This is a genomic window from Fodinibius sp. GM21 (assembly GCF_058386955.1).
Genome location: NZ_JBYEIQ010000005.1, coordinates 63,444 through 85,304 on the forward strand (window position 1 = coordinate 63,444; position 21,861 = coordinate 85,304).

Below are 21,861 nucleotides of genomic sequence, written 5' to 3' on the forward strand. Positions count from 1 at the left end.
TTATTTTGTTCTAAATAATTGAATAAAACTTGCTACAAAAGCAGTATACAGACTACTGCCTATAAGATGACGCCAGAAATAAAATTCTCCGGTATAACTTTGAATAGCAACATTGAGTCCGAGAAATATGAGATTATGGATTAAAGAAGCAATAGCAATAGTTAAAAATACCTGTCCAATAAGTAACTGTTTTTTTGATCCTCTTGGAATGAAGTTATAGCTCATGAATACTAACAACGTTTTGGAAAACATATTTAGTCCCCATAAATCAAGCATAGCATCTTGTAAAAACCCTAACCCTGCAGCTATAAGTAACGCAGATGTTCGATCTTTACCTGCCATATACCACACAAGAAAAATGAGCAAAAGATCAGGTTGGACCTGCATGATTTTAAGATGCCGAAAAAGCATAACTTGAATCAAGAGGAAGGCAATCCCAATACCAAAATTTTTAAAGCGTTCAGGATTCATTGTAAAAGATTTTCATAATCTTCATTTAGGTTCTTGATGGTGGTATCTGGCTCAAATTTTACAATAAAGCCTTCGGCAATCTCAAATAGATTTACATATGGTTCTATATATACACGTTGGGTTTCTTTGCCTTCCTGTGGTTCAGTTCGCAGTACTTTCCCGATGGGAATATCAGGTGGAAACTGATTGCTGTATCCTGAAGTAACCACAACTTCACCAGTATCAACATTGGTAGTTTGGGGTACATAATTAAGCTGTAGCTCTGTTTTGCTTTCCCCATCCCACGATACTATGCCATAGGCATTAGATTGCTGAAGTTTTGCACTAACCTTAAAAAGGGTATTATAATAGGGCATTATTTGCGAATAGCCGTTCGCTGTTAAGATCACTTTGCCCACTAGTCCTTCGGATGAAACCATTGGCATGCCATTGGTGATACCTTCTTCTTTTCCGGCATCTACCGTAAGAGAGTTGGTAACCTGATTAAGTTCTTTGCCCACGATTTGTACCGGATACAGGCTTAAGTTGCTCTCACTACTAAATTGCAATAGATCCCTGAGTTGTTCGTTTCGCTGCTCTGCTGCTCTGAGGCGGCTTAGCTCATCTAAAAGTAGTACGTTTTGTTTCCTTAAATAGGTGTTCGTTTTTAGTGCCTGTCGGTATACCCGAACATTTGAAAGTGGTTCTTCCAGATAGCTGAACACCGTTATCGATGCTTTACGCAGGTTGTTTAAACCTCCTTGATATCGTCCGATCATCAGCGCTACTGCAATAATCAGAATGAGCGCTGTGAGTATATGATCTTTAGCATCAGCTATGCTGGGAAGTTTGAATCGCATTCACCTTCACTGGATTTAAGAAATGACAGTTCTGTAGTATTCAATATCTTCAAGAATAGCTCCCGTTCCGCGAACTACCGCTGTGAGTGGGTCTTCAGCAATGTGGACGGGCAGGTCAGTAGTTTCAATGATTAGCTTATCCAGATTTTTGAGCTTGGCGCCGCCGCCGGTTAGCATAATGCCACGATCAAGAATGTCGGCTGATAGTTCGGGAGGTGTTTGCTCGAGCGATTTGGTAATAGATTCTACAATAGTATTTACTGATTCAGAAATCGCCTCGCGAACGTCTTTTGAAGAAACATGACGAATTCGGGGGACTCCATTGACCAAGTCGCGCCCCTTTGTTTCCATATCCAACTCTTCATCAAGGGGGGCTGCAGAACCAATTTCGCACTTAATCTTTTCGGCCGTTCGTTCCCCGATTAATAAGTTATGATTGCGCCGGAAGTAGTTGATGATATCATCATTAAGCTCATCACCGCCCAGACGAACAGATTGGGCATAAACAATACCTGAAAGGGCTATAACGGCAATTTCGGTAGTGCCGCCGCCAATATCTACAATCATATTCCCGATAGGTTCATGGACATTGAGACCAATACCAATGGCAGCTGCCATTGGTTCATCAACCAAGTGAACTTCTTTGGCTCCGGCATGTTCAGCACTGTCACGCACTGCTCTGCGTTCTACCTCAGTGATACCGCTGGGCACGCAAACTACCATCTGACGCGTGCTTGAATACCATTTCATTTTAACCTTGTCAATCATCCCCCGGATCATCTGCTCGGCGACTTCAAAATCGGCTATGACTCCATCGCGGAGCGGACGAACAGTACGGATGTTTTTATGCGTTTTTTCGTGCATTAGCCGTGCTTCGTGACCTGTTGCCACCGGCTCATTTTGTGAGTTCAGTGCTACAATAGAAGGTTCATTTAATACAATACCTTCGCCGCGCGAGTAGATGAGTGTGTTAGCCGTACCGAGGTCAATAGCTATGTCGGTATATAGCCAATCAAACCAGCCAGCATTTTGCTGATCTTTCTTCTTTTTAGATGCGTGTTTATCCATGATTATGTGTTGTAGATGAGCTAATTGTAATCAAGTTGATCGCCTGAGTAATTTCAAAGAATGAAAATACAATTTTGTAAGTCTATTTGCGAATTAATCAGGATTAAAAGTAAAAACCAAATTGTCGAATATTTTAGTGTCTGAAATGCCTGTTGCCGGTAAAGATCATGGTCATATTTAGTTTATCAGCAGCTTCAATAACTTCTTCATCACGAATACTGCCACCGGGCTGGATGACACAGGATGCCCCTGCTTCAGCCGCGGCTTCAACACCATCGGCAAATGGGAAAAAGGCGTCGGAAGCAATGGCTGTGCCTTCCAGGGAAAGTCCTTCTTGTTTTGCTTTGGCGATGGCAATTTCTGATGCTTCAACCCTGCTCGTTTGTCCCGTGCCAATGCCAATTGTTTGCCCATCCCTTGCATATACAATCGCATTTGACTTAACATGTTTCACAACTTTCCAGGAGAAAAGAAGATCTTGTAGTTCTTTTGAAGTAGGTTCTCTTTCTGTTACTGTTTGTAACTCTTCTTTTGTGATGGTTTTTGTATCAGCTTCTTGGCTCAAAGCTCCCCCGAAAATTGATCGAAACTGCAGGTTTTGATCAGTATTAGGAAACTTTTGAATACGGATAAGTCTTCTGTTTTTCTTTTGTTGCAGCAGTTTTAATGCCTTCTCGCTGTATGATGGTGCAATGATAATTTCCGTAAAAATTTCATCAATCTTTTGTGCTGTATCAATATCCAGCTCGTTATTGACGACCACAATCCCACCAAAAGGAGACATGGTATCAGTAGCAAAGGCTTTATCCCAGGCATCAGCGAGGTTATCAGAGACTGCTACGCCGCATGGAACTGTGTGCTTAAATATTGCACAGGTTGGTTTATCATCTTTAAAATCGGCGATAAGATTAAGCGCCGCATCGACGTCGGTGAAATTATTATAACTGAGCTGCTTGCCGTGAAAGCAGTCGATAATTTCATCTTGATTTCCGTAAACTGCTGCTTTTTGGTGAGGATTTTCGCCATATCGAAGTTCTTGTGATTTTGGTAATGAAATATTTAGCTGTTGAGGCAGCCTATCATCACTTTCATCCAGAAGATTAAAATAATTTGCGATGTTAGCATCATAATGGGCCGTTTGATTGAAAGCTGTTCGTGCCCATTGTCTACGTTTTTCGAATGTAATTTCATTTTTTTCTCCAAGTTCCTGAGCAAACTCTTGATATTGGTTGGGGGATGTCAAAATACAGACGTGAGCAAAGTTTTTGGCCGCAGCGCGAATCATCGTAGGGCCGCCAATGTCAATATTTTCAGTGGCAATCGCAGGAGTGCAATCAGGGTCTTTTATCGTTTCTTCAAAGGGATATAAGTTTACCACAACTAATTCAATGGGATCGATATTCAGGCGCTTCATTTCATCTAGATCGGGTTCATGACTGGTGCGTCCTAAGATCCCCCCGTGAATCATGGGATGGAGCGTTTTAACCCGCCCATCGAGGCACTCATCAAATCCTGTTATCTCGCTCACATCAGTCACGGGAATATCAGCTTCGCGTATTTTCTGGGCAGTTCCTCCGGTAGAAATAATTTCTACATCTGACTGATGTAACTGCCGGGCTAGTTCAACAATGCCTGTTTTATCGGAAACAGAGAGCAGTGCTTTGTTAATTTTTAGAGGGGTCTTGGGGAGAGAGTCGAGTGGTTGTAATGACACGAGTAAAGAGTAAAGTTAGGCGTTAGACTTTTTATTTAGTTGATTAGCTAATTTTGCAATTACTTCGGGAAATAATTTGTGTTCCTCTTTTAAAATTCGTCGAGCTAGCGATTCAGGGTCGTCTGATTCTTTGACTTGCACTTTTCGTTGTCCTAAAATGGGTCCCTGATCATATTCTTCGGTAACAATATGTGCTGAGCAGCCTGATAGTGCTTCTTCATTATCAATGACAGCCCGATGTACGTTCATCCCGTAAAATCCTTTGCCGCCATATTTAGGTAAGAGGGAAGGATGGATATTTACAATGCGATTTTTGTATTTATCAATTATTTCTGATGGAATTTTGATCATGTACCCTGCCAGGGCAATAAGCTGTGTATCCCATCGTCCCAGTTGCTTGAGTAAAGCTTCAATATAATTGGGATAGGAGGAAAAGTCGGAGGGTGCTAAATACTTGTGATCAATATTGTATTTTTGAGCGCGCTCTATGGCTTTGATGCCTTTTTTGTTAGTGATAAGACCAACAATGCGCCCATTAATCTGGTTGTTTTCAACAGCATCAATGATAGCTTGGAAATTTGTGCCCGATCCCGAGGCAAATACGACTATGTTAATCAAGATAACGGAGCAAAATGGTTATTAATTTGCTCGCTAAGATAAATAAAAAAGCAGACAGATTAAGTGTCGATTTTGAATACTTTACTCCGCTTCTGAGGAATTTCCAGCCCTGAAAACGTAGTAATTATTAAAGCTCCAGCTAATCTGGTTAAACGTAATTTTGATAATCGTAGCTATTGGTACGGCAACCAACATCCCCAGAATACCGGCCGTTTCGGCGCCAATCATTATAATAAATAATATGGCCACCGGATGAATGTCAGCAGATCGGGAAAAGATAATTGGTTGGAGCACAACATTGTCGAGCATTTGAACGCCAAGTATAGCTAGTACACATGGTAGTACGAGCGAGAAGTTTCCTACTTCAATAATGGAAACTACAATTGATAAGATATATCCGATGATTGGTCCGAAATAGGGGATAGTATTGGCGATTCCTACTGCAATTCCAACGGAAAGTGAATTGTTAAGTCCAACGATTGATAATCCAACCCAAGCAGAAAATGCGATAATTAGACTTTGCAGCATTACTCCTCTGAAATACAATCCCAGACGACTTTCAATTTTGTCTATTAAACTTAAAACCGTTTCGAAATATTTGTTAGGTACTAACTTCAGAATATCGCGACGGATTTTAGTGCCGTCTTTCAGAAAGAAGAAGGTGGCAAATGGAATAATGAGTGCAGCAGAGAAGATATTTGTAAAGATACCGATAAGATTACTGAGCGCAGAAGGTATCTCTCCAATATCAAACAGTTCTTCAAGAGCTGCAGCCAAGTTATTGCTCAGGATACCATCCGGCAAGAAGGTAAACTTCTCTGTAAGCTGAATTTCAATTTTCTGCGTGATGCTTTGGATATTTTTAATGCTGAGCTGACTGGCCAACTCTACCATTTGATTGGCAATGATGGGGATAACATTCGTCGAGATCCAGACGAGAATCAATACAAGCGAGCTTAATGTCAGCGTTATGGAAAAGGTCCGATTTAAACCGGCTGATTGCATGCGGTTTACCAGTGGATCAAGAATATAACTAAATATCATTGCTATAATCGCATATCCTACCAGTGTGCCATACCGAAACACTAAGTAGCTAACTACCCCAATAGCTGCTAACCCTACCACTGACTTTATTACGCGTTCAAGAGTAATATTGTTCATTGCTCAATAGCTTTCATTAGCTCATCAATATGGTTAAAGATATTTGAGGATCGGTATCCTTTTCGGGCCAGATGATCAACTACTTTCTTCTTCCTCTTATAAGGATCTTCTTCTCTCAAAAAGCGCCTTTTCTTCTTTAAAACCAAATGTAACAAAACCTCTTTAATGTTTTTATTCGCAAATACTTTTTGAATGCTTTGCTCAGCTACATCACTCGCAATCCCCTTTTTATAGAGGTGGGCCTTTATTTTGTTGGGCCCCCATTTATTCAGATGACTTTTATCCCGGGCAAACTTTTCAGCAAAACTGATATCATTCAAATATCCCTTTTCTTCGAGTTCATCAAGGACATTCTCGATAATATTCTTGGGATACTCTTTGCGTATGGCTTTCGTAAAAAGTTCTTTGCGGGAATGGTCGCGACTGCCCAATCGCCTCATCATATATGATTTGACCGCAAATCGTCCCTCTTCCCGTTCAATTTTTCGGAGCAGGGCATGGGTTACCGTCTCTCCCTTGGCCAGATTGAATTTGAGGAGTGTCTGTTCGGAAACACCGATCAGAAACTCCTCATCAACAAAAATAGAATAGCGCTCTTTATTCTTTTTTTGAACGCTGATGGAGCTTATTACTCCGGGTAACTGTTGGTCTGATTCATCGGCCATTACTAATCGTCGCTGTCAGAATCTTCTTCCTCAGTTTTTTCCTGTCCGTTTTCTTCTGCTTTTTCATTCTCTTCAGAAGGATTCATCTGCTCGCGAACCTGTTTTTCAATTTTATCGGCAAGTTCGGGGTCAGACTCTAGAAATTCGATTGCATTATCGGTACCCTGACCAATAGGCTCGCCATCATATCGATACCAGCTGCCGCGTTTTTCGATGATGTCAAACTCTACAGCCATATCAAGAACTTCGGCCAGGCGCGAAATTCCCTCGCCATAAATAATATTGAATTCAACTTCTTTAAAGGGAGGGGCAACCTTATTTTTGACCACTTTCACTTTGGTGCGGTTCCCAACCATATCGTCTCCTTTTTTGAGGGAGCCAATGCGACGGATATCCATCCGTACAGAAGAATAGAACTTAAGTGCACGTCCGCCGGAGGTTGTTTCCGGATTACCGAACATGACCCCAATTTTTTCACGAATTTGGTTGATAAAAATTACAGATGTTCGGGTTTTGTTGATGATACCGGTGATTTTACGCATCGCCTGAGACATCAAACGTGCCTGCAGTCCCATGTGTGAATCTCCCATTTCGCCTTCGAGCTCCGCCCGGGGAACGAGTGCAGCTACCGAGTCAACTACGATCACATCCAGCGCTGCAGAACGGATGAGCGTTTCGGTAATTTCAAGAGCTTGTTCACCGCTGTCAGGTTGAGACACAAGTAGTTCATCAGTATTAATGCCCAGGTTTTTGGCATACCGGGGATCGAACGCATGTTCAGCATCAACAAAAGCGGCATACCCACCAGCTTTCTGTGCTTCAGCAATAACATGAAGTGCAAGGGTCGTTTTACCGCTGGCTTCAGGTCCGTAAATTTCGGTAACACGGCCGCGGGGTACGCCCCCTACACCCAGTGCGTAATCTACCATGATAGATCCGGTAGAAATGCTGGGAACATCCTGAGTAGCTTCATCCCCAAGCCGCATGATGGTGCCTTTTCCGTGCTGTTTTTCAATTTGGCCAATGGCCATTTCCAGTGCCTTTTCGCGATCTTTATTATCAGACATAAATGAAAGAGTAATTAGATTTTTGTGTTTTCATCGATCAATATATTAAATAATAATGACAACGTAGTGTCAGTTTATCTTCTTGTAATCTTAAAGTACACCGTTAAGGAAACGAGTTATGTTCCTAAAATACATATTGGTGTCTTAGCGGTAGCCTATTTAGTAAGATCCCTTAGGCTATGAATCCTTACATTATGGACTTATTTTAGATACCACACTTTCCAACTCATCCATTGCTTTGTTGATCTGTTGAGTTGTAATGTAAGGCGCTGTGCCAAAGCGGAGGATGTCGCCTCGGGCATCTGTAAACACTCCTTTTTCCATTAACTTGGCCCTGATTGTTCGCGCAAAGGGGGATTGTAGGGCCAGAAACCCGCCAATGTGTTCTGGAGGTTGTTGATGGGTAAGTCGAATAACTTCGGAATTAAAGTTATGCTCTAAGAAAATATCTCGCAGCCGCTTTATTTGTGCTTGGTATTGTTTGCGGAGCACCTGGGGAGTCAACCCCATCTCGTCGAAAAAATCAACGACTTTAGCTGCTCTGAACTGAGAGGTGGAATCGAAAGTGCCACTGGCAAAACGTTGATTTGGATCAGTATAGGATACCTTCTCTTTATCTTTCGATTCATCAAGCTTGCTGAAAGAAGAAAACCAGCCTGTGATAGCCGGACGTAAATCGCAATCTTTGGGATATCGTAAAAAACAATTTCCTTCGCCCCACTGTAGATATTTATAACCACCAATTAGGACGTAACAGTCCTCGAGGTTTTTATCAGAAATAGAAAGCGGAATAACGTTAGTTCCGTGATAATCATCAATCAAAAAGGGGACGTTTTGCGCTCTGGTAACCTCCGCAATTTCGCTGATATGCTGGTTTATAATCCCGCTGTTAAAATAAACGCGCGATAGCATCACAGCTGATACTGTTTCATCGATATGACTCTCGATTTGTTCAACAATATCATTTGCATGACCATCAACAGTAATGATTTGAAGCCCTTCCTCTTTTAATCGTTTTAGCTGACGGGACATCGAATGGAATTCGCTGTCGGTAGTGATAATTTTTGGTTTGCCCTGCAGATCAAAACTGGATAGCCACGACACCAACAAATGATGGGTATTTTCCCCAAGGCAGTACATTCCATCCGGATCATCGTAAAAGTTACGTAGATAGTTGCGGAGCTTTTCTACTTTTTCAAATGCCGCCTCCCATTTGTTATCCACATCCGAAGCTGCAACATCGAAAGATTCTAGCAGGCCTTCTCGGGCAACGTCCGGCCAGGCTTGGTGAGAATGACCCGTAAAAAGCAGTCGGTTGCTGACATCAAAACGGGAATAATGCGGTGCCAGTTTTTGGGCAAGTTGATTAATATCTTGTGACATCATTGATGCAATTTTTATACGCTGTAGTTTAAATTTCTGATCGAATTTCCCACAGATCGGGAAAAATGCGCTGGTGCAGCGTTTTGCGAAGGTAGTCTACACCGCTTGAACCGCCTGTACCCATTTTATTTCCTATAGTACGTTCTACCATTTTTACGTGGCGGTAACGCCATTCCTGCATTCCCTCATCAAAATCTACAAACAACTCGCAGAGCATAGCCGTTTCTTGATCATTTTGCATAACATCGAGTAAGATTTGCTGGTTTTTTTCCGAGGGATCATAAAGCAAGCCATTCTTGTGTTTGCGTTCGGGTATTTTGGCATCGTATCCTTTTAGCTGTAGGTATATGCAGAAACATTCCCAGAGCGTAGGCTCAGCCATTCGTTCTTTCATTCTATCGATATATTGGGGTTGACCTTCATGGACTTTAAGGATGTGTTCGGATCGATGGCCACATACGATTTCCATCTCGCGAAATTGCACCGACTGAAATCCGCTGGCTTCATCCAAAAACCCACGAAAGCTCTCAAATTCAAGTGGAGTCATGGTTTCCAGAATATCAATTTGAGCGACCATCGTTTTTAGTATGGTTAATATGCGTTTCATTGTCTTAACGGCCGCCCAGGTTTTGCCCGCTTTTAGATTATCACGAAGCTTATCCATCTCGTGCAGAATCTGTTTAAACCAGAGCTCATAGGTTTGATGAATAATGATAAAGAGCATTTCGTCGTGCTCTTCCGGATCAGACTGAAGCTGTTGTAGTTCCAGAAGTTCATCGATTTTCAGATAGTTGCTATAGGTAAGTTTCATCCCCAATAGGTATTTTTATACATTTAGGCATCAGCTAATAATAGGTAGAATTTGAGATAGTCTCTATCTTAGATTCCGGCTGTTGTATGTAGCTAAAATTGCTTAGATTTGTCGCGGAATTAATAAAAGAAAAGTGTTTATGAGTATATTAATTGCTGATAGTGGAGCTACGAAAACGGAATGGTGCTTGGTTAATGATGAGACGGAAACACATTTTACGGAAGGATTAAATCCGTACTATCATACAACAGAGAGTATTGCAGAGGTTATCCGGCAAAATTTGTTGCCCAAAATCAAAGTATCCATTGATGAGGTTTTTTTTTACGGAGCAGGGTGCGACAGTGATGAGAAAGATCAAGTGGTGCAAAAAGCGCTTGATTCCTGCTTCGCTGATTCAAATAACAATGTTTATCATGATTTGCTGGGAGCGGCAAGAGCGTGTTTCCACCATAAGCCCGGCATTGCTTGTATTCTTGGAACCGGTTCCAATTCGTGTCTTTATGACGGTGAAAAAATTGCTGAACATATTCCCTCGTTGGCATTTATTTTAGGGGATGAGGGCAGTGCGGGCTATTTCGGCAAGAAGCTAATTAATAAATATTTCCGTTTTGAGATTCCCAGTGATCTTAAGGAAGACCTTGAGAAAAATTATAACATGTCCCTCGACCATATTACCAGGGAACTGTATGACGGCGATCAAAAAAGTAGGTTTATTGCTTCCTATGGATCATTTTTGGGTGACCATGCCGACCATCCTTTTATCAAAGAAATGCTGTATAAAGGATTTGAGAGTTTTATTTCCCGCATCTTATTAAACTATACCGATGCCACAGATTACGAGGTCCGTTTTATTGGATCAGTTGCCTTTGCCCATCAGAATTTAATCAAAGAAATTTTAAATAAGCATGATCTTAGAGCGGGCTTGTTTGTTAAGAACCCGATGGATCGATTGGTAACATTTCACTCAGATCCAGCTCTCCAACAGTCGTGATTGATACACATTGTCATCTTTATCTCGACCAATTTGAAGACGATCTAGATGCGGTTTTAGGTCGGGCGGAAGAAGCAGGAGTATCACATATTTTTCTGCCAGCAATTGATCTGGACTCCCTTCCAAAAATGGATAAGCTTCACCATCCCGAAATTGCCTTTCATAAAATGGCGGGGATTCACCCCACCAGTATAAATGACGGCAAAGGGATTATCGAGCAAAAACTGTATGACCTTTGCAGTCAACCGGAATATACAGCGGTGGGAGAAACAGGTTTGGATTATTACTGGAGTGAAGATTATAAGTCAGAACAGCAAGCAAGCCTTCGAATGCATTGCAGGGTGGCTAAAGAAGTGCAAAAGCCCATTGTGTTGCACAATCGTGAGAGTACCGACGATCTCCTTGATATAGTTGAAAAAGAGCAGGATGGAAGGTTAAAGGGAGTCTGGCATTCATTCACCGGTTCTGTGGATGAAGGAAGGCGTGCTGTTGAATTGGGATTGAAGTTAGGTATTGGCGGTATTTTTACGTTTAAAAATGCCGGTGTTGACCAAACAGTAGCTGAGCTACCCATCGAGCATATGATGGTCGAAACCGACGCCCCCTACCTGGCACCTGATCCCAAGCGCGGTAAACGCAATGAGCCTGCCTTCGTAAAATATACCGCTGAGCGGCTGGGAGAAGTGATGGATATATCGCTTGAAGAGGTAGAAGCGATTACGGACAAAAATGCTTTGCGTTTTTTTGGGATTAGCTGATCTCTGAAAATCCCAGCTCTTTTAGTACGGGATATTGATTGAAGTATGCTTTTGTCAGCTTTATTTGCGTAAATTGTTGTCGCAGAGGGAATTCAGCCCGCAATTTATTGAATAACTCACCGCGTTTTTGGGGGTGGTTTGTAACGATGTCAGATAGTTTTTGCTCATAGTTCTTGATGGGGTGCAGGTCGGTCAAGAGTGAGGAGAGCGAATGATATTTATCCGGATTCTTATCGAAAGTGATCTTTTTATTGTATGATTCAATTTCTGGTGGGTTCAACTCAAAGTGACTAATTAAATCATCAGCGACAAATTTTGATGCATTCCGTTTGGCTTGTTCCGAATATCCGGCAATATGCGGTGTTTTCAGGAATGCTGCACCAAAAGTGTCAAGATGTATTGTTGGTTCATCTTCCCAGGTATCAATAATGGTGTCTCTGACCGCACCTTTTTTCATAGCTGCAAGCAGTGCGTTTTCATCTACCACCCCGCCACGCGCTGTATTAATAACTAGGTCAAATGCTCGGTTTTTTAATTTATATTGGTCTAACCAGTGATGAGTGGGATGTTCGCTTTCTTTGTCAAGCGGAGTGTGGAAAGATACGAGGTCGCAACCCAATACTTCATCAAGTGATGCTGATGAAAAATTGGGATCGCGTTGTTCGCGGGGTGGGTCGTATGCTATTGTTTGTAATCCGATTCTATTAAGAAGGTCTACTACTTCTGTGCCAACATGACCAGCGCCAATAATGCCGCACGAAAGTGCTGATAAATCCTTACGGCGCTTTTCTGTCCAAAGTAAAAGCGCCGTCGCTATGAATTCGGCCACAGACCGAGCGTTACATCCGGCTGCATCGGCAAAGTGAATATTGTGATCAACTAGATATTGTGAATCTACATGATCTGTTCCTGAAGAAGCAGTGCCAATAAATGTAAGATCCTTTGGAATATTTGGAAGGGTCTGTTTGTTTATGGGAATGACCGTACGGATGAGCATTGCATTGGTCTTTTCAAGATCGGACGGTAATCCTCGGGCAGGGTCAAAAAGTTTTAAATTTATACTTTCAGGTAGATAAGACTGAATATTATATAGATATTGGTCGGCTAAAACGTTGATCATCTGAGATTTTACTTAAGTAGATTAATTTATTTGAGACACCGTAAAGTTAATTTAACAGCATTTATTGTATGAGTACCACAGGGTATAATATTGTTTCTTTAATTCGAAAAAAAAGAGACGGTAATGCACTTACCAGAGATGAGATATCTTATCTAATTGACGAATATACAAAAGATGAAGTGCCTGATTATCAGATGAGTTCATTTTTGATGGCCTCTTTTTTGAATGGCATGAATGAAGATGAAGCATCAGCCCTGACACATTCTATGCTCCATTCGGGACGTGTGCTTGATCTCAGTAATATTCCTGGTAAAAAAGTAGATAAACACTCAACGGGAGGCGTTGGAGATAAGCTATCGTTGATTCTGGCACCTATTGTTGCCAGCTACGGGGTACCTGTGCCCATGATATCCGGTCGCGGGTTAGGGCATACCGGGGGTACGCTTGATAAGATGGAATCTATTCCCGGCTTTAACGTTGATATAAACTTAGAGCAATATCAACAAATATTAGCAAAGTGCAATATGGTGATGGCCGGACAAACCGAGGAAGTAGCTCCGGCCGATAAGCGGCTATATTCGCTGCGCGATGTAACGGCTACGGTAGAATCTATTCCATTGATTGCAGGAAGTATCATGAGCAAGAAACTGGCAGAAGGTATTGATGCCTTGGTATTGGATGTGAAATTTGGTTCGGGGGCTTTTATGAAAACACATGAAGATGCCCGAGAGCTGGCCGAAACACTCGTTGCCATCGGTGAAGATTTTGGCAAGGAGACTGTGGCTTATCTGACGAATATGAATCAGCCGTTAGGATATAAAGTTGGGAATTGGTTGGAAGTTGAAGAATCTATGGAAGGTCTACAAGGGAATGGTCCCGATGATGTGATGGAAGTCACACATATGCTGGCCGGAACGATGATTATGCTCGGTGGTAAGGCTGATACAGTCGAAGAAGGGATCGAAATGAGTTGCAAGGCAGTGAAAAATGGTCAGGCTTTTGATAAATGGCTGGAACTGACAGAAGAGCAGGGGGGAGACACCAGCGTGCTCAAAGATTTCTCAACCTATGATCATGCTGAATATTCTTTTGAGTTTACGGCTGGAGAAGCGGGATATATTTCTGAAATAGATGCTTATAGTGTAGGGATGGCTTCGCTTGAGTTAGGAGCGGGACGTAAGAAAAAGGAAGATAACATTGATCCAGCTGCCGGAATAGCATTGAAGAAGAAAATAGGTGATTCGGTTAAAAGAGGTGAAACATTAGCTGTGGGATATACCAATAATAAGCAGTTAGAAGATACAGCGGTTGATGAGTTGAAAAATGCGTTTTCAATTCGTGAGGAGTCAGTGAATAAGCTGACAATGATCACCCACCGTGTTGATAAAAATGGTGTTCATAAATTATAGGCACTTACTAATTTCATTATCACCAAATAAACATTGGTAATCTCTTTTACCGGCATATCTAACACTGAAAGTCAATTATAATTTTAGTTTAACTAAGGTGGCTGAACGCATGTTTCCAGCCACCTTTGTTTTTTAAACTCTTTTGATTTCTTAGCGATCATCTTATTCATTTCATTTATTTACAGCTCAGAGTCTGCCCCAGATAATAACTAGTTCAGAGATCCTGTATCCAATTAACTAAGTGCACAGAAGTGTCTCAAACTTTAGGAAGTTTCATGGCTCATCGATCAATATAAATAGCTCCTGCAGCTATTGGTTTCTTGCCATAAGTCTATATGTCTCATTAATGTAGGAGATTTTCTTAGGACAAACTCCTCGTTATCCTTCTGCTCTGATGATCTTTGTTTTAATAAATTTTGAAGTAATAGTAGACTCAAATATATAGATCATTATGAAACTTCTTGTTGTGTATGGCACTACAGAGGGACAAACCCGAAAGATTTGTGAATTTATTAGTAATGAAGCAAAAGAAGCGGGTTATCAGGTTTCTCTAGTAAATTCGCTTGAATCACATATTCATCCAGCTGAGTTTGATGCCGTTATTGTTGGGTCTTCAGTTCATGGCGGAAGGTATCAGGCTGCAGTGGAACATTATGTTCACGAACATCATCAGGAATTGAACAGCAAGATTACAGCTTTCCTTTCTGTCAGTTTAACTGCCGCCAGCGACGAGGAAGAATCATGGAAGGAGCTCAGAAATCAAACAGAGGAGTTTTTAAATAAGACCGGGTGGAATCCAACATTTGTCGAACAGGTGGCGGGGGCCCTGCGGTATACGAAGTACAACTTTTTGAAAAAGTTCATCATGCGGATGATCGCTAAGAAAAGTGGCGGTAGTACGGACACTTCCAAAGATGTAGAATATACCGATTGGGACCAGTTAAAAATGTTGTTGGGCCGGGTAATGAAAGAAGTGAAGGAATCTAAAAGTGGAAGCCCTGTGAGTAAGCGATAGTTGTTAAGGCAGATTCAGAAATCTAAAGAGAAGATTAGGGTAGTAGATATGTCGATCATCAGTCTGCTCGATGGCGAAATTAAAGCGACTCAATGCCACGATATTTTCTTATAAAGAGTCAGGGATTATGAAACGAAAATATCTTTATGATTTTGGGATTTCCCAGGACGATCCCCAAAGTGAACTTAGAGCTCTTGAGCTTACTCCCGGCGATCGCGTTTTATGTATTGCCAGTGCTGGCGAAGTTCCTCTTGAACTGCTGGTAAATAGTGGCCGTTCAATTGCAATTGATGCCGTAGATATTGCTCCTTCACAGCTGATGCTATCCAACCTAAAGTTGAATACAGCAGTAACACTTGAAACGGATGAAGCTGCGCGTTTTCTGGGGTACCTCCCTTCGAATGAGCAAAGCAGGAAAAACTGGTTTCAGCAAATTAAAGGGAAACTCCCAGAGCAAGAGGTTTACTTTTGGGAGGATAATCCAAAAATATTTGAGGACGGCCCCATTCATTTGGGAAGATATGAGACCTATATCGCTCTTTTTGCCCCGCTGGGAAGAATGTTACTTGGGGGGAAACATAAAATACATAGGCTGTTTGAATGCGAAAACATCCAAGAGCAGAAAACATACTTCGATACCCAACTCCGGTCGGGATTGCTCAAAAATCTTTTCAAGCTGATGTTTCACCGGCGACTTTACAAAAATCAGGGCGTTTCTGAACAAGGCCTGATCCATATGGGTGAGCAAAACATCGGAGTAACATTCTATAATAAGTTCAGAGATTTTTGTACCCAAACACCGGTTCGTGAAAACTGGATACTGCAGTTTGTATTGTTTAACCAAGTTCTCTTTGAAAATGCCTTGCCCTCTTATCTTCTACCTGAAGGACGAGAACGATTACAAAATGAAAATGATCGCCTGAAATTTATAAAACAATCGTACACCGAGATCCTGCAAAATGCTAAGATAGGAACGTACAATAAGTTCGCTCTTTCGAATGTCAGTGATTGGTTGACGGATGAGGATTTTGCAGAGCTAATAGATCTGATCATCAATAAATCCGGAAGTAATGCCTGTGGTCTAATACGCTATATTCATTCACCCGGATATATTCCCGTCGAGCTAGAAGATGCTGTTCAACGTAATCCGCAATGGGGTAAAAAGCTGCTGGGACGGGATCGGTTCCCTTTTTACAATTTGATTCCTTTTCAAGTTAATAGTTGATCATGAACAATCTACGTACAGAGGATAATACAGACTCATCTGAATATGAATTGCGGGTGTTGGATCAGAAATGGAATAAGCGGCTGTTACAATTAAACCGCCAATCACCGGTAGAAGCAGGTGCTTTTCAGATACTTTTCGATCGTTCTCCAGATATTTTCACCATACCCAAATTAACATCGTATAAATACCGTTGCTTAGGTTTATTTAAAGAGGGTCAGCTTGTGGGTTATGCAATGGCTACATACCAAAAACGGTATATTCACCAACGTGTTGTTAATGTTATCTATCTGGGAAATATGCATGTGGTTAAAAAGGGCCTGGGACGAGAATTGCTCGAACTTCTAACGAAACGTTTTTATGATATCATCCCCAAAGGCACCGGCGTAGAATACCTCTATGCATATATCATTGAACATAATAAACCTGCAATGAAACTGGTTGATCTTGGATATCTCTTTCCCAGCAGAATAGGAAAAATATCTATGATTACGATCCTTTTGCTTTTGCCCGTTAAACTGAATAAAAAGTATAGAATAAGAAGGGCTACATTTTCTGACATTGACGGTATCATTGAGCTACTCCAAAAAGAATATTCGCAGCAATTTCTTGCCCCTTATATAGATCGGGATGTTTTTTTGAATAACTTAGCGAATCGGCCTTATCTGGATATTTCCAATTATTTTGTAGCACTATTCCAAAATAAGGTTGTGGGCGTTTGTTCTGCATGGGATATGACCCCCTTCAAAAAGAATAGGATCCTGAAATGCGGTTTAAAGATGAAAACCGTCCGATTTTTCTACAATATGGCAGCACGGATTTTCGGTGGCTCCAAACTCCCAAAGGAAGGAGAAGCTTTTCGAGATATTACGATTGCGGAATATGCCGTAGAAAATCGGGATCCCGAAATTTTGGAGGCTCTTCTCCGCCATATTTATAAACTTTATAAGAAAGAAGGATATCATTCTATTATCATAGGTTCGGATGTAAACGATCCCATACTAAAGGCCACCGATATCTTTTGGTCGCAAAAGGTCTGCTCGAATGTAATTTTGGGAGCAATAGAAAAAGCGAAAGAAATAGAGCCGCAACCGTTTATTCATGCTGATGCAATACAGATTTAAATACAAGAAAGGCTTATGCTCTCGTATTCTTGGGATCAAATTCTGAGTACCATACTCAATTTCTAATTTCTACTTTTACTTCATCTTCAATACGCTCATCGGGATGTGTAATTACGGATTCTCCTGACTCTAATCCGCTAACAATTTGTGTTTGGAGTCCGCTTTGTTGCCCCGTTTCTACCTTGCGGAGTTGGGCCGTGCCATCATCAACCACAAAGAGCGCCCATTGTTCACCCGCTGTTCGGAATAGGGAAGATGATGGCACCTGTAAAACCTCGTCAGACTCCCATATAATAAACTCTGCTACCACGCGATAGCCGTCGCCGAGTCGTTGCCACTGCTCGTGAGGGGAGAGAATATTTACTATTACCGGGACGCGTTGTTCTTCGACGCCTAATGCCGAAATTCGTGTATAACCGGCAGGTTCTATAACTCTTACCATACCTTCAAGGATTCGATCTGATCCCCATCGTTTAATACGTACAAAGGTGCCTTGATTTACTTGTACGGCGTCGGTGGAGAGTAAATCAGCTTTAATTTCCAGTGAATACGGATCACCAATTTCCAGGATGGGCATACCGGCTTGCACTGTGCCTTCGCTTTTCTGATGAATTTTTAGGAGACGTCCACTGACGGGTGCTTCAATGGAAATTTGCTCCTGTCCGCCCGATGCCTGAAATGCTTGCAAGGCAGACCGGGCAGCACGAATTTCGAACTCAGCTACATTCACGGCAAACTCGGCTGATGCTTGCTGGGCGTCTGCTCGACGAGCAGCCAGCTTGGCTTGATCCAATCCTTGTTCGCTCCCGATGCCGGATTCATAGAGATTTTGGATGCGTTGTAATTCTATGTCAGCAATTCGCTTTTCTTCTCGAGCCAGATTTAGATTTTCCTCGGCCTGTTTTAATTGGGCCTTGGCCGTTTCGAGCTGGGCTTCAGCCACTTCGCGCTGACGGGCACTGATCAAGTCCGGTACCGGCTGCATTTGCAATAGTTCTTGTCCGGCCTTGATTGAGTCTCCTACTTTATATTGAATTCGCAAAATATAACTGGTAACCGGTGCAGAAATAGTGTATCGATCGGTAACTCTGGTTATTGCTTCTTCCTCGATGACTACTTCCAGCGGAGCTTCTTGAACTTGGTCTACATCTACAGGAATTGGGGATGGAAGGAATCCCCAAACCATGACAAGAATGACGATAAGGGCAGAAACTGATAAATATATTTGTTTTCTGGTGATGTTCATGATCTACTCTCTCGTTTTGAGTACGCCAATTAGATCCAGGCGATTTAATTTTCTACGGATGAAGCCCCCCGAAAGTAAGGCTGAAATGATGACCACTAATGCTGCCAGCGTATAAGTGGCACGGCTGATATTCATTGGTAGGCGATAAAGTTCAGTTTGCATTGACCAAGTGATGAACCAAGTTAGCCCCCAACCCAGAAGAAAGCCAATAGGAATAGCAAATAGTACGAGAATGGTTAGTTCTCCCAATAGAATATACGAAATTTCCCCTCGGGTAAAGCCTAAGACCCGAAGGCTGGCTAGCTCCCGGCTGCGCTCTGACAACGATATTCGTGCGTTATTATAGACTACACTAAAAGCGGTGGCTCCGGCAAAAAGCGAAATAAACAGCGCTATGATTAACCAGGTTTGGGCAGTGGATTCATAAAAACGCTCAATAATTTTCTGCTTAGATATAATTTCGCCTACAAATGGGCTATCTTGTAATTCAGCAGTTATTACTTCTTCAAATTTTTTATCGACCAGCAGATAACTGCCGCTGATTACCAAACGTTCCGGGAGTAACTTACTAAGCTCATCAATATTCATATAGCCATTAAGACCAATGAATTGACTGATAAATCCCGAAATGTGAATTCTTGCTGAGCGCTTACTTCCATCCAAAAAGTTAACCGTAAGCGTGTCGCCTTTTGTAACTCGCAGGATTTCTCCGAGCTTTTCAGTGAGTAACAAGCCATTCTTAGGAATTGTTGCCGGTTGTGTTTTGGTATCAAGAATTTTACGCAGTTTCATATCCGGCTTGTATGCCTGTATGGCCGTTAAATGGTTCCGATGTTCGGAAATGAATCGAACCGGTACGGCGCGATAAGCTTCTCCGTAATAGACGCCCGGTAGTCGAACCATTTCCATTAGTGCATGTTGGGATATCTCTTCCCGAAAAGTAACACCCAGGTCAAAAGGTTGAGCCTGACGGAAATCTACTTCAATGAGATATTTTACAGAATCGTTACTCATTCGTCCCACGACCATCAGGGCCGTTGCAAAAGCGACGCCCAATACGCCAAAAGTGATTTTTACGCGCTGTCGTCCCAACTGACGCAATACCATTTTTGTGGGTTGATCTAAATAGGCTGCAGCCCCCATTTTTTCCAATAGGCTACGGTGGTATAGCTTTGGCGGTTCGGGACGCATGGCCTCGGCAGGTGGCAATATTACTGCTTCCTTTACAGCAAAAAATACTCCACTGTATGCAGCACCGGCACTAATAATTGATGCAACAATAATATCCCAAGGATTAATAACGAAAGTAAGATAGGGAAATCGATAGTAGTTAGCATATAGGGCAGAAAGTTCTTGACCGAGATAGTAGCCTAGCACCACGCCTCCGATTAGTCCGATGGCAACGATTGCTGAAACCATCAGCACATAATGAGTTCCGATTTCGCGATTGTTGTATCCAAAAGCTTTGAGGATACCGATCTGTTCGCGCTGAGTCCTAATAAGGCGGCCTATTACGACATTTAGTAAAAAAGCGGCAACAGCGATAAAGATGGTAGGAATAATCGTAGCGGTTTGACTCAACTGCTTCATCTCTTCAGTGATGAAAAAGTGAGAATTCTGATCTTCTCTGGCAATTGCTCCGAGACCGCCATGAGGTTCTAATATTTGGTCCAGCGCTGCGATTACATCTTTTTCATTGGCCGCGTGGGTGAGTGAAATCACTACATTATTAAAGACACCTTCCATATCGAAAGCAGCTTCGAGCGGGGCCCTTCGCATCCAAAGAATACCAAAACGTTTTAGATCGGGAGAAAGACTGCCGGGTTGGCCCTGGTAAATAAATTCCGGCGACAGCCCAATACCAACGATATCAAGCTGTTTTTCTTTTCCATTGATAACCGCTTGTAACTGATCGCCCACCGAAAAGCCGTGTTCCTGGGCAAATCCATCACCCAGCACAATTTCATTATCTACATAAGGAGTAGGAAGGCGCCCCTGTCGCAGATATAGCTGATTCAAAAGTGGTCCGCGCTCATTGGGCAGTGAAATAATCATGCCGGTCACTGTCTCATCAAAATCAACAACCTCCAAGTTAACGCCGGATTGGATACGTGTTTCAACTTGATTGACCCCTTCGATCTCACGCATACGTCCCGCAACAGAATTAGGGGCACGTTTGAGCGAGGCAAAAATATTAGCAAAGTAGTAATCCTGGTAGTATGACTCTTGGGTTTGGCGGAGTGAATCCAGCGTACTTAAAAAAGTAATATAAGTAGCTGCTCCACAGGTGATCATTAGGGCAATGACGAACACCATGCCCCACATGTTGGAAATATCGCGCAGCAATTTTCGATTTATAGCTCGCATGGTATTACCACTCCATTTGATCTGGAGATATTTTAGTCTCATTTATTTTGATGTCGGATATTTGCCCGTCATGTAGGTTGATAATCCGATCAGCCATACCCCCGATAACCATATTGTGAGTAATTAATACGGTAGCAGTACCGAGGCTCTCGTTGACTTTCTGCAGTGCCTTGAGCACTACAATTCCTGTTTTGGAATCCAGTGCACCCGTAGGCTCGTCGCACAGCAGTACATCCGGATTTTTAGCCACGGCGCGGGCAATAGCTACGCGCTGCTGCTCTCCACCTGACATTTGGGCCGGAAAGTGATCCATACGATTTTCAAGGTCCACCAATGCCAAGGCTTCTTCGGGCGTCATCGGGTGTTCAGCAATTTCGGTTACGATCGCCACATTTTCGCGTGCAGTCAGGCTGGGTATCAGGTTATAAAACTGAAATACAAAACCCACATTAAGGCGCCGAAAATTGGTAAGCTGTTTTTCGGACGCGTGAGTCAGGTCAATATCACGGTAGGCAACTTGGCCTCCACTGGCCGTATCCAACCCACCTAAAATATTTACAAGTGTGGATTTTCCGCTGCCCGAAGCCCCCAGTAATACGACGACTTCACCGGCAAATATTTCCAGATTAATACCTCGGAGGGCTTGCACCTGTACTTCTCCCATTTGATAGTTTTTAGTGAGAGCCCGGGCCGAAAAAATGTGCTTTTTAGATTGGGTAGATACCAAAATAGTCGTCGTTTTTGGGAAAAGTATAACCTATATGACGTTACTACTGTACGAACATCCCGTAATGTTTTAACCGATATTT

20 protein-coding genes are annotated in these 21,861 nt (G+C 42.3%); 6 read left to right on the forward strand and 14 right to left on the reverse strand.

Annotation, left to right across the window (positions count from 1 at the left end):
• The 10 genes from mreD to ACT3IB_RS13315 form a co-directional block, all read right to left on the reverse strand.
• Entirely contained in the window at window positions 1–471 is a 471-nt protein-coding gene (gene mreD, locus ACT3IB_RS13270; protein WP_491539505.1) for a rod shape-determining protein MreD, read from the reverse strand.
• A complete protein-coding gene (gene mreC, locus ACT3IB_RS13275; RefSeq protein ID WP_491539506.1) occupies window positions 468–1,310 on the reverse strand; it encodes a rod shape-determining protein MreC in 843 nt (280 codons plus the stop codon). The genes mreD and mreC overlap by 4 nt, the downstream gene beginning before the upstream one ends.
• A gap of 15 nt (window positions 1,311–1,325) precedes the next feature.
• Window positions 1,326–2,378 carry a rod shape-determining protein gene (locus ACT3IB_RS13280; RefSeq protein ID WP_491539507.1) on the reverse strand — a complete coding sequence of 351 codons (1,053 nt, stop codon included), beginning with the start codon at window positions 2,376–2,378 and terminating at the stop codon, window positions 1,326–1,328.
• A gap of 133 nt (window positions 2,379–2,511) precedes the next feature.
• Entirely contained in the window at window positions 2,512–4,092 is a 1,581-nt protein-coding gene (gene purH, locus ACT3IB_RS13285) for a bifunctional phosphoribosylaminoimidazolecarboxamide formyltransferase/IMP cyclohydrolase (protein ID WP_491539508.1), read from the reverse strand.
• Between the two features lie 15 nt (window positions 4,093–4,107).
• Window positions 4,108–4,710, reverse strand: coding sequence for a phosphoribosylglycinamide formyltransferase (purN, locus tag ACT3IB_RS13290; protein WP_491539509.1), 603 nt, complete (start codon window positions 4,708–4,710; stop codon window positions 4,108–4,110).
• Window positions 4,711–4,791: 81 nt separating this feature from the next.
• Entirely contained in the window at window positions 4,792–5,871 is a 1,080-nt protein-coding gene (locus ACT3IB_RS13295; RefSeq protein ID WP_491539510.1) for an AI-2E family transporter, read from the reverse strand.
• The gene (locus tag ACT3IB_RS13300; protein ID WP_491539511.1) at window positions 5,868–6,536 is read right to left on the reverse strand and encodes a regulatory protein RecX; all 669 of its coding nucleotides are present in this window, start codon (window positions 6,534–6,536) and stop codon (window positions 5,868–5,870) included. Before ACT3IB_RS13300 ends, ACT3IB_RS13295 begins: the two co-directional genes overlap by 4 nt.
• Window positions 6,537–6,538: 2 nt before the next feature.
• Window positions 6,539–7,603 (reverse strand): recombinase RecA, encoded by a 1,065-nt coding sequence (gene recA / locus ACT3IB_RS13305; RefSeq protein ID WP_491539512.1) that lies wholly within the window; start codon window positions 7,601–7,603, stop codon window positions 6,539–6,541.
• A 192-nt stretch (window positions 7,604–7,795) separates the two neighbouring features.
• On the reverse strand, window positions 7,796–8,989 hold the full coding sequence (locus ACT3IB_RS13310) for an aminotransferase class V-fold PLP-dependent enzyme (protein WP_491539513.1): 1,194 nt from the start codon (window positions 8,987–8,989) through the stop codon (window positions 7,796–7,798).
• A 25-nt stretch (window positions 8,990–9,014) separates the two neighbouring features.
• Window positions 9,015–9,797, reverse strand: coding sequence for a tryptophan 2,3-dioxygenase (locus tag ACT3IB_RS13315; RefSeq protein ID WP_491539514.1), 783 nt, complete (start codon window positions 9,795–9,797; stop codon window positions 9,015–9,017).
• Between the two features lie 139 nt (window positions 9,798–9,936).
• On the opposite strand from ACT3IB_RS13315, the gene ACT3IB_RS13320 reads away from it, so the two are divergent.
• The gene (locus ACT3IB_RS13320) at window positions 9,937–10,788 is read left to right on the forward strand and encodes a hypothetical protein (RefSeq protein ID WP_491539515.1); all 852 of its coding nucleotides are present in this window, start codon (window positions 9,937–9,939) and stop codon (window positions 10,786–10,788) included.
• Window positions 10,785–11,546 (forward strand): TatD family hydrolase, encoded by a 762-nt coding sequence (locus tag ACT3IB_RS13325; protein ID WP_491539516.1) that lies wholly within the window; start codon window positions 10,785–10,787, stop codon window positions 11,544–11,546. Before ACT3IB_RS13320 ends, ACT3IB_RS13325 begins: the two co-directional genes overlap by 4 nt.
• On the opposite strand, the gene ACT3IB_RS13330 is transcribed toward ACT3IB_RS13325, so the two are convergent.
• Window positions 11,539–12,666, reverse strand: coding sequence for an NAD(P)-dependent oxidoreductase (locus ACT3IB_RS13330; RefSeq protein ID WP_491539517.1), 1,128 nt, complete (start codon window positions 12,664–12,666; stop codon window positions 11,539–11,541). The genes ACT3IB_RS13325 and ACT3IB_RS13330 overlap by 8 nt on opposite strands.
• 68 nt (window positions 12,667–12,734) lie before the next feature.
• Between ACT3IB_RS13330 and ACT3IB_RS13335 the strand changes: the two genes are divergently transcribed.
• The 4 genes from ACT3IB_RS13335 (at window position 12,735) to ACT3IB_RS13350 (ending at window position 17,439) form a co-directional block, all read left to right on the forward strand.
• Window positions 12,735–14,075 carry a thymidine phosphorylase gene (locus tag ACT3IB_RS13335; RefSeq protein WP_491539518.1) on the forward strand — a complete coding sequence of 447 codons (1,341 nt, stop codon included), beginning with the start codon at window positions 12,735–12,737 and terminating at the stop codon, window positions 14,073–14,075.
• A gap of 451 nt (window positions 14,076–14,526) precedes the next feature.
• Window positions 14,527–15,090 (forward strand): menaquinone-dependent protoporphyrinogen IX dehydrogenase, encoded by a 564-nt coding sequence (gene hemG, locus ACT3IB_RS13340; RefSeq protein ID WP_491539519.1) that lies wholly within the window; start codon window positions 14,527–14,529, stop codon window positions 15,088–15,090.
• A gap of 127 nt (window positions 15,091–15,217) precedes the next feature.
• Window positions 15,218–16,315 carry a DUF3419 family protein gene (locus ACT3IB_RS13345; RefSeq protein ID WP_491539520.1) on the forward strand — a complete coding sequence of 366 codons (1,098 nt, stop codon included), beginning with the start codon at window positions 15,218–15,220 and terminating at the stop codon, window positions 16,313–16,315.
• A 2-nt stretch (window positions 16,316–16,317) separates the two neighbouring features.
• Window positions 16,318–17,439: a GNAT family N-acetyltransferase gene (locus ACT3IB_RS13350; protein WP_491539521.1), complete on the forward strand. Its 1,122-nt coding sequence runs from the start codon at window positions 16,318–16,320 to the stop codon at window positions 17,437–17,439.
• Window positions 17,440–17,494: 55 nt separating this feature from the next.
• Here the strand turns inward: ACT3IB_RS13350 and ACT3IB_RS13355 are convergent, their stop codons facing one another.
• From ACT3IB_RS13355 to ACT3IB_RS13365, 3 genes are read right to left on the reverse strand one after another with little or no spacing between them, the layout of a single operon-like run.
• Window positions 17,495–18,685, reverse strand: coding sequence for an efflux RND transporter periplasmic adaptor subunit (locus tag ACT3IB_RS13355; RefSeq protein WP_491539522.1), 1,191 nt, complete (start codon window positions 18,683–18,685; stop codon window positions 17,495–17,497).
• Between the two features lie 3 nt (window positions 18,686–18,688).
• Window positions 18,689–21,052, reverse strand: a complete 2,364-nt coding sequence (locus ACT3IB_RS13360; RefSeq protein WP_491539523.1) for an ABC transporter permease — start codon at window positions 21,050–21,052, stop codon at window positions 18,689–18,691.
• 4 nt (window positions 21,053–21,056) lie between these two features.
• Window positions 21,057–21,716 carry an ABC transporter ATP-binding protein gene (locus ACT3IB_RS13365; protein ID WP_491539625.1) on the reverse strand — a complete coding sequence of 220 codons (660 nt, stop codon included), beginning with the start codon at window positions 21,714–21,716 and terminating at the stop codon, window positions 21,057–21,059.
• Window positions 21,717–21,861: the final 145 nt, after the last annotated feature.

Coding starts and splice junctions, on each gene's coding strand:
- hemG (WP_491539519.1), top strand. CDS start 14,527: ATGAAACTTCTTGTTGTGTATGGCACTACAGAGGGACAAACCCGAAAG.
- mreC (WP_491539506.1), bottom strand. CDS start 1,310: ATGCGATTCAAACTTCCCAGCATAGCTGATGCTAAAGATCATATACTC.
- ACT3IB_RS13310 (WP_491539513.1), bottom strand. CDS start 8,989: ATGATGTCACAAGATATTAATCAACTTGCCCAAAAACTGGCACCGCAT.
- recA (WP_491539512.1), bottom strand. CDS start 7,603: ATGTCTGATAATAAAGATCGCGAAAAGGCACTGGAAATGGCCATTGGC.
- ACT3IB_RS13320 (WP_491539515.1), top strand. CDS start 9,937: ATGAGTATATTAATTGCTGATAGTGGAGCTACGAAAACGGAATGGTGC.
- ACT3IB_RS13345 (WP_491539520.1), top strand. CDS start 15,218: ATGAAACGAAAATATCTTTATGATTTTGGGATTTCCCAGGACGATCCC.
- mreD (WP_491539505.1), bottom strand. CDS start 471: ATGAATCCTGAACGCTTTAAAAATTTTGGTATTGGGATTGCCTTCCTC.
- ACT3IB_RS13355 (WP_491539522.1), bottom strand. CDS start 18,685: ATGAACATCACCAGAAAACAAATATATTTATCAGTTTCTGCCCTTATC.
- ACT3IB_RS13330 (WP_491539517.1), bottom strand. CDS start 12,666: ATGATCAACGTTTTAGCCGACCAATATCTATATAATATTCAGTCTTAT.
- ACT3IB_RS13315 (WP_491539514.1), bottom strand. CDS start 9,797: ATGAAACTTACCTATAGCAACTATCTGAAAATCGATGAACTTCTGGAA.
- ACT3IB_RS13295 (WP_491539510.1), bottom strand. CDS start 5,871: ATGAACAATATTACTCTTGAACGCGTAATAAAGTCAGTGGTAGGGTTA.
- ACT3IB_RS13280 (WP_491539507.1), bottom strand. CDS start 2,378: ATGGATAAACACGCATCTAAAAAGAAGAAAGATCAGCAAAATGCTGGC.
- ACT3IB_RS13360 (WP_491539523.1), bottom strand. CDS start 21,052: ATGCGAGCTATAAATCGAAAATTGCTGCGCGATATTTCCAACATGTGG.
- ACT3IB_RS13300 (WP_491539511.1), bottom strand. CDS start 6,536: ATGGCCGATGAATCAGACCAACAGTTACCCGGAGTAATAAGCTCCATC.
- ACT3IB_RS13365 (WP_491539625.1), bottom strand. CDS start 21,716: ATGGGAGAAGTACAGGTGCAAGCCCTCCGAGGTATTAATCTGGAAATA.
- ACT3IB_RS13350 (WP_491539521.1), top strand. CDS start 16,318: ATGAACAATCTACGTACAGAGGATAATACAGACTCATCTGAATATGAA.
- ACT3IB_RS13335 (WP_491539518.1), top strand. CDS start 12,735: ATGAGTACCACAGGGTATAATATTGTTTCTTTAATTCGAAAAAAAAGA.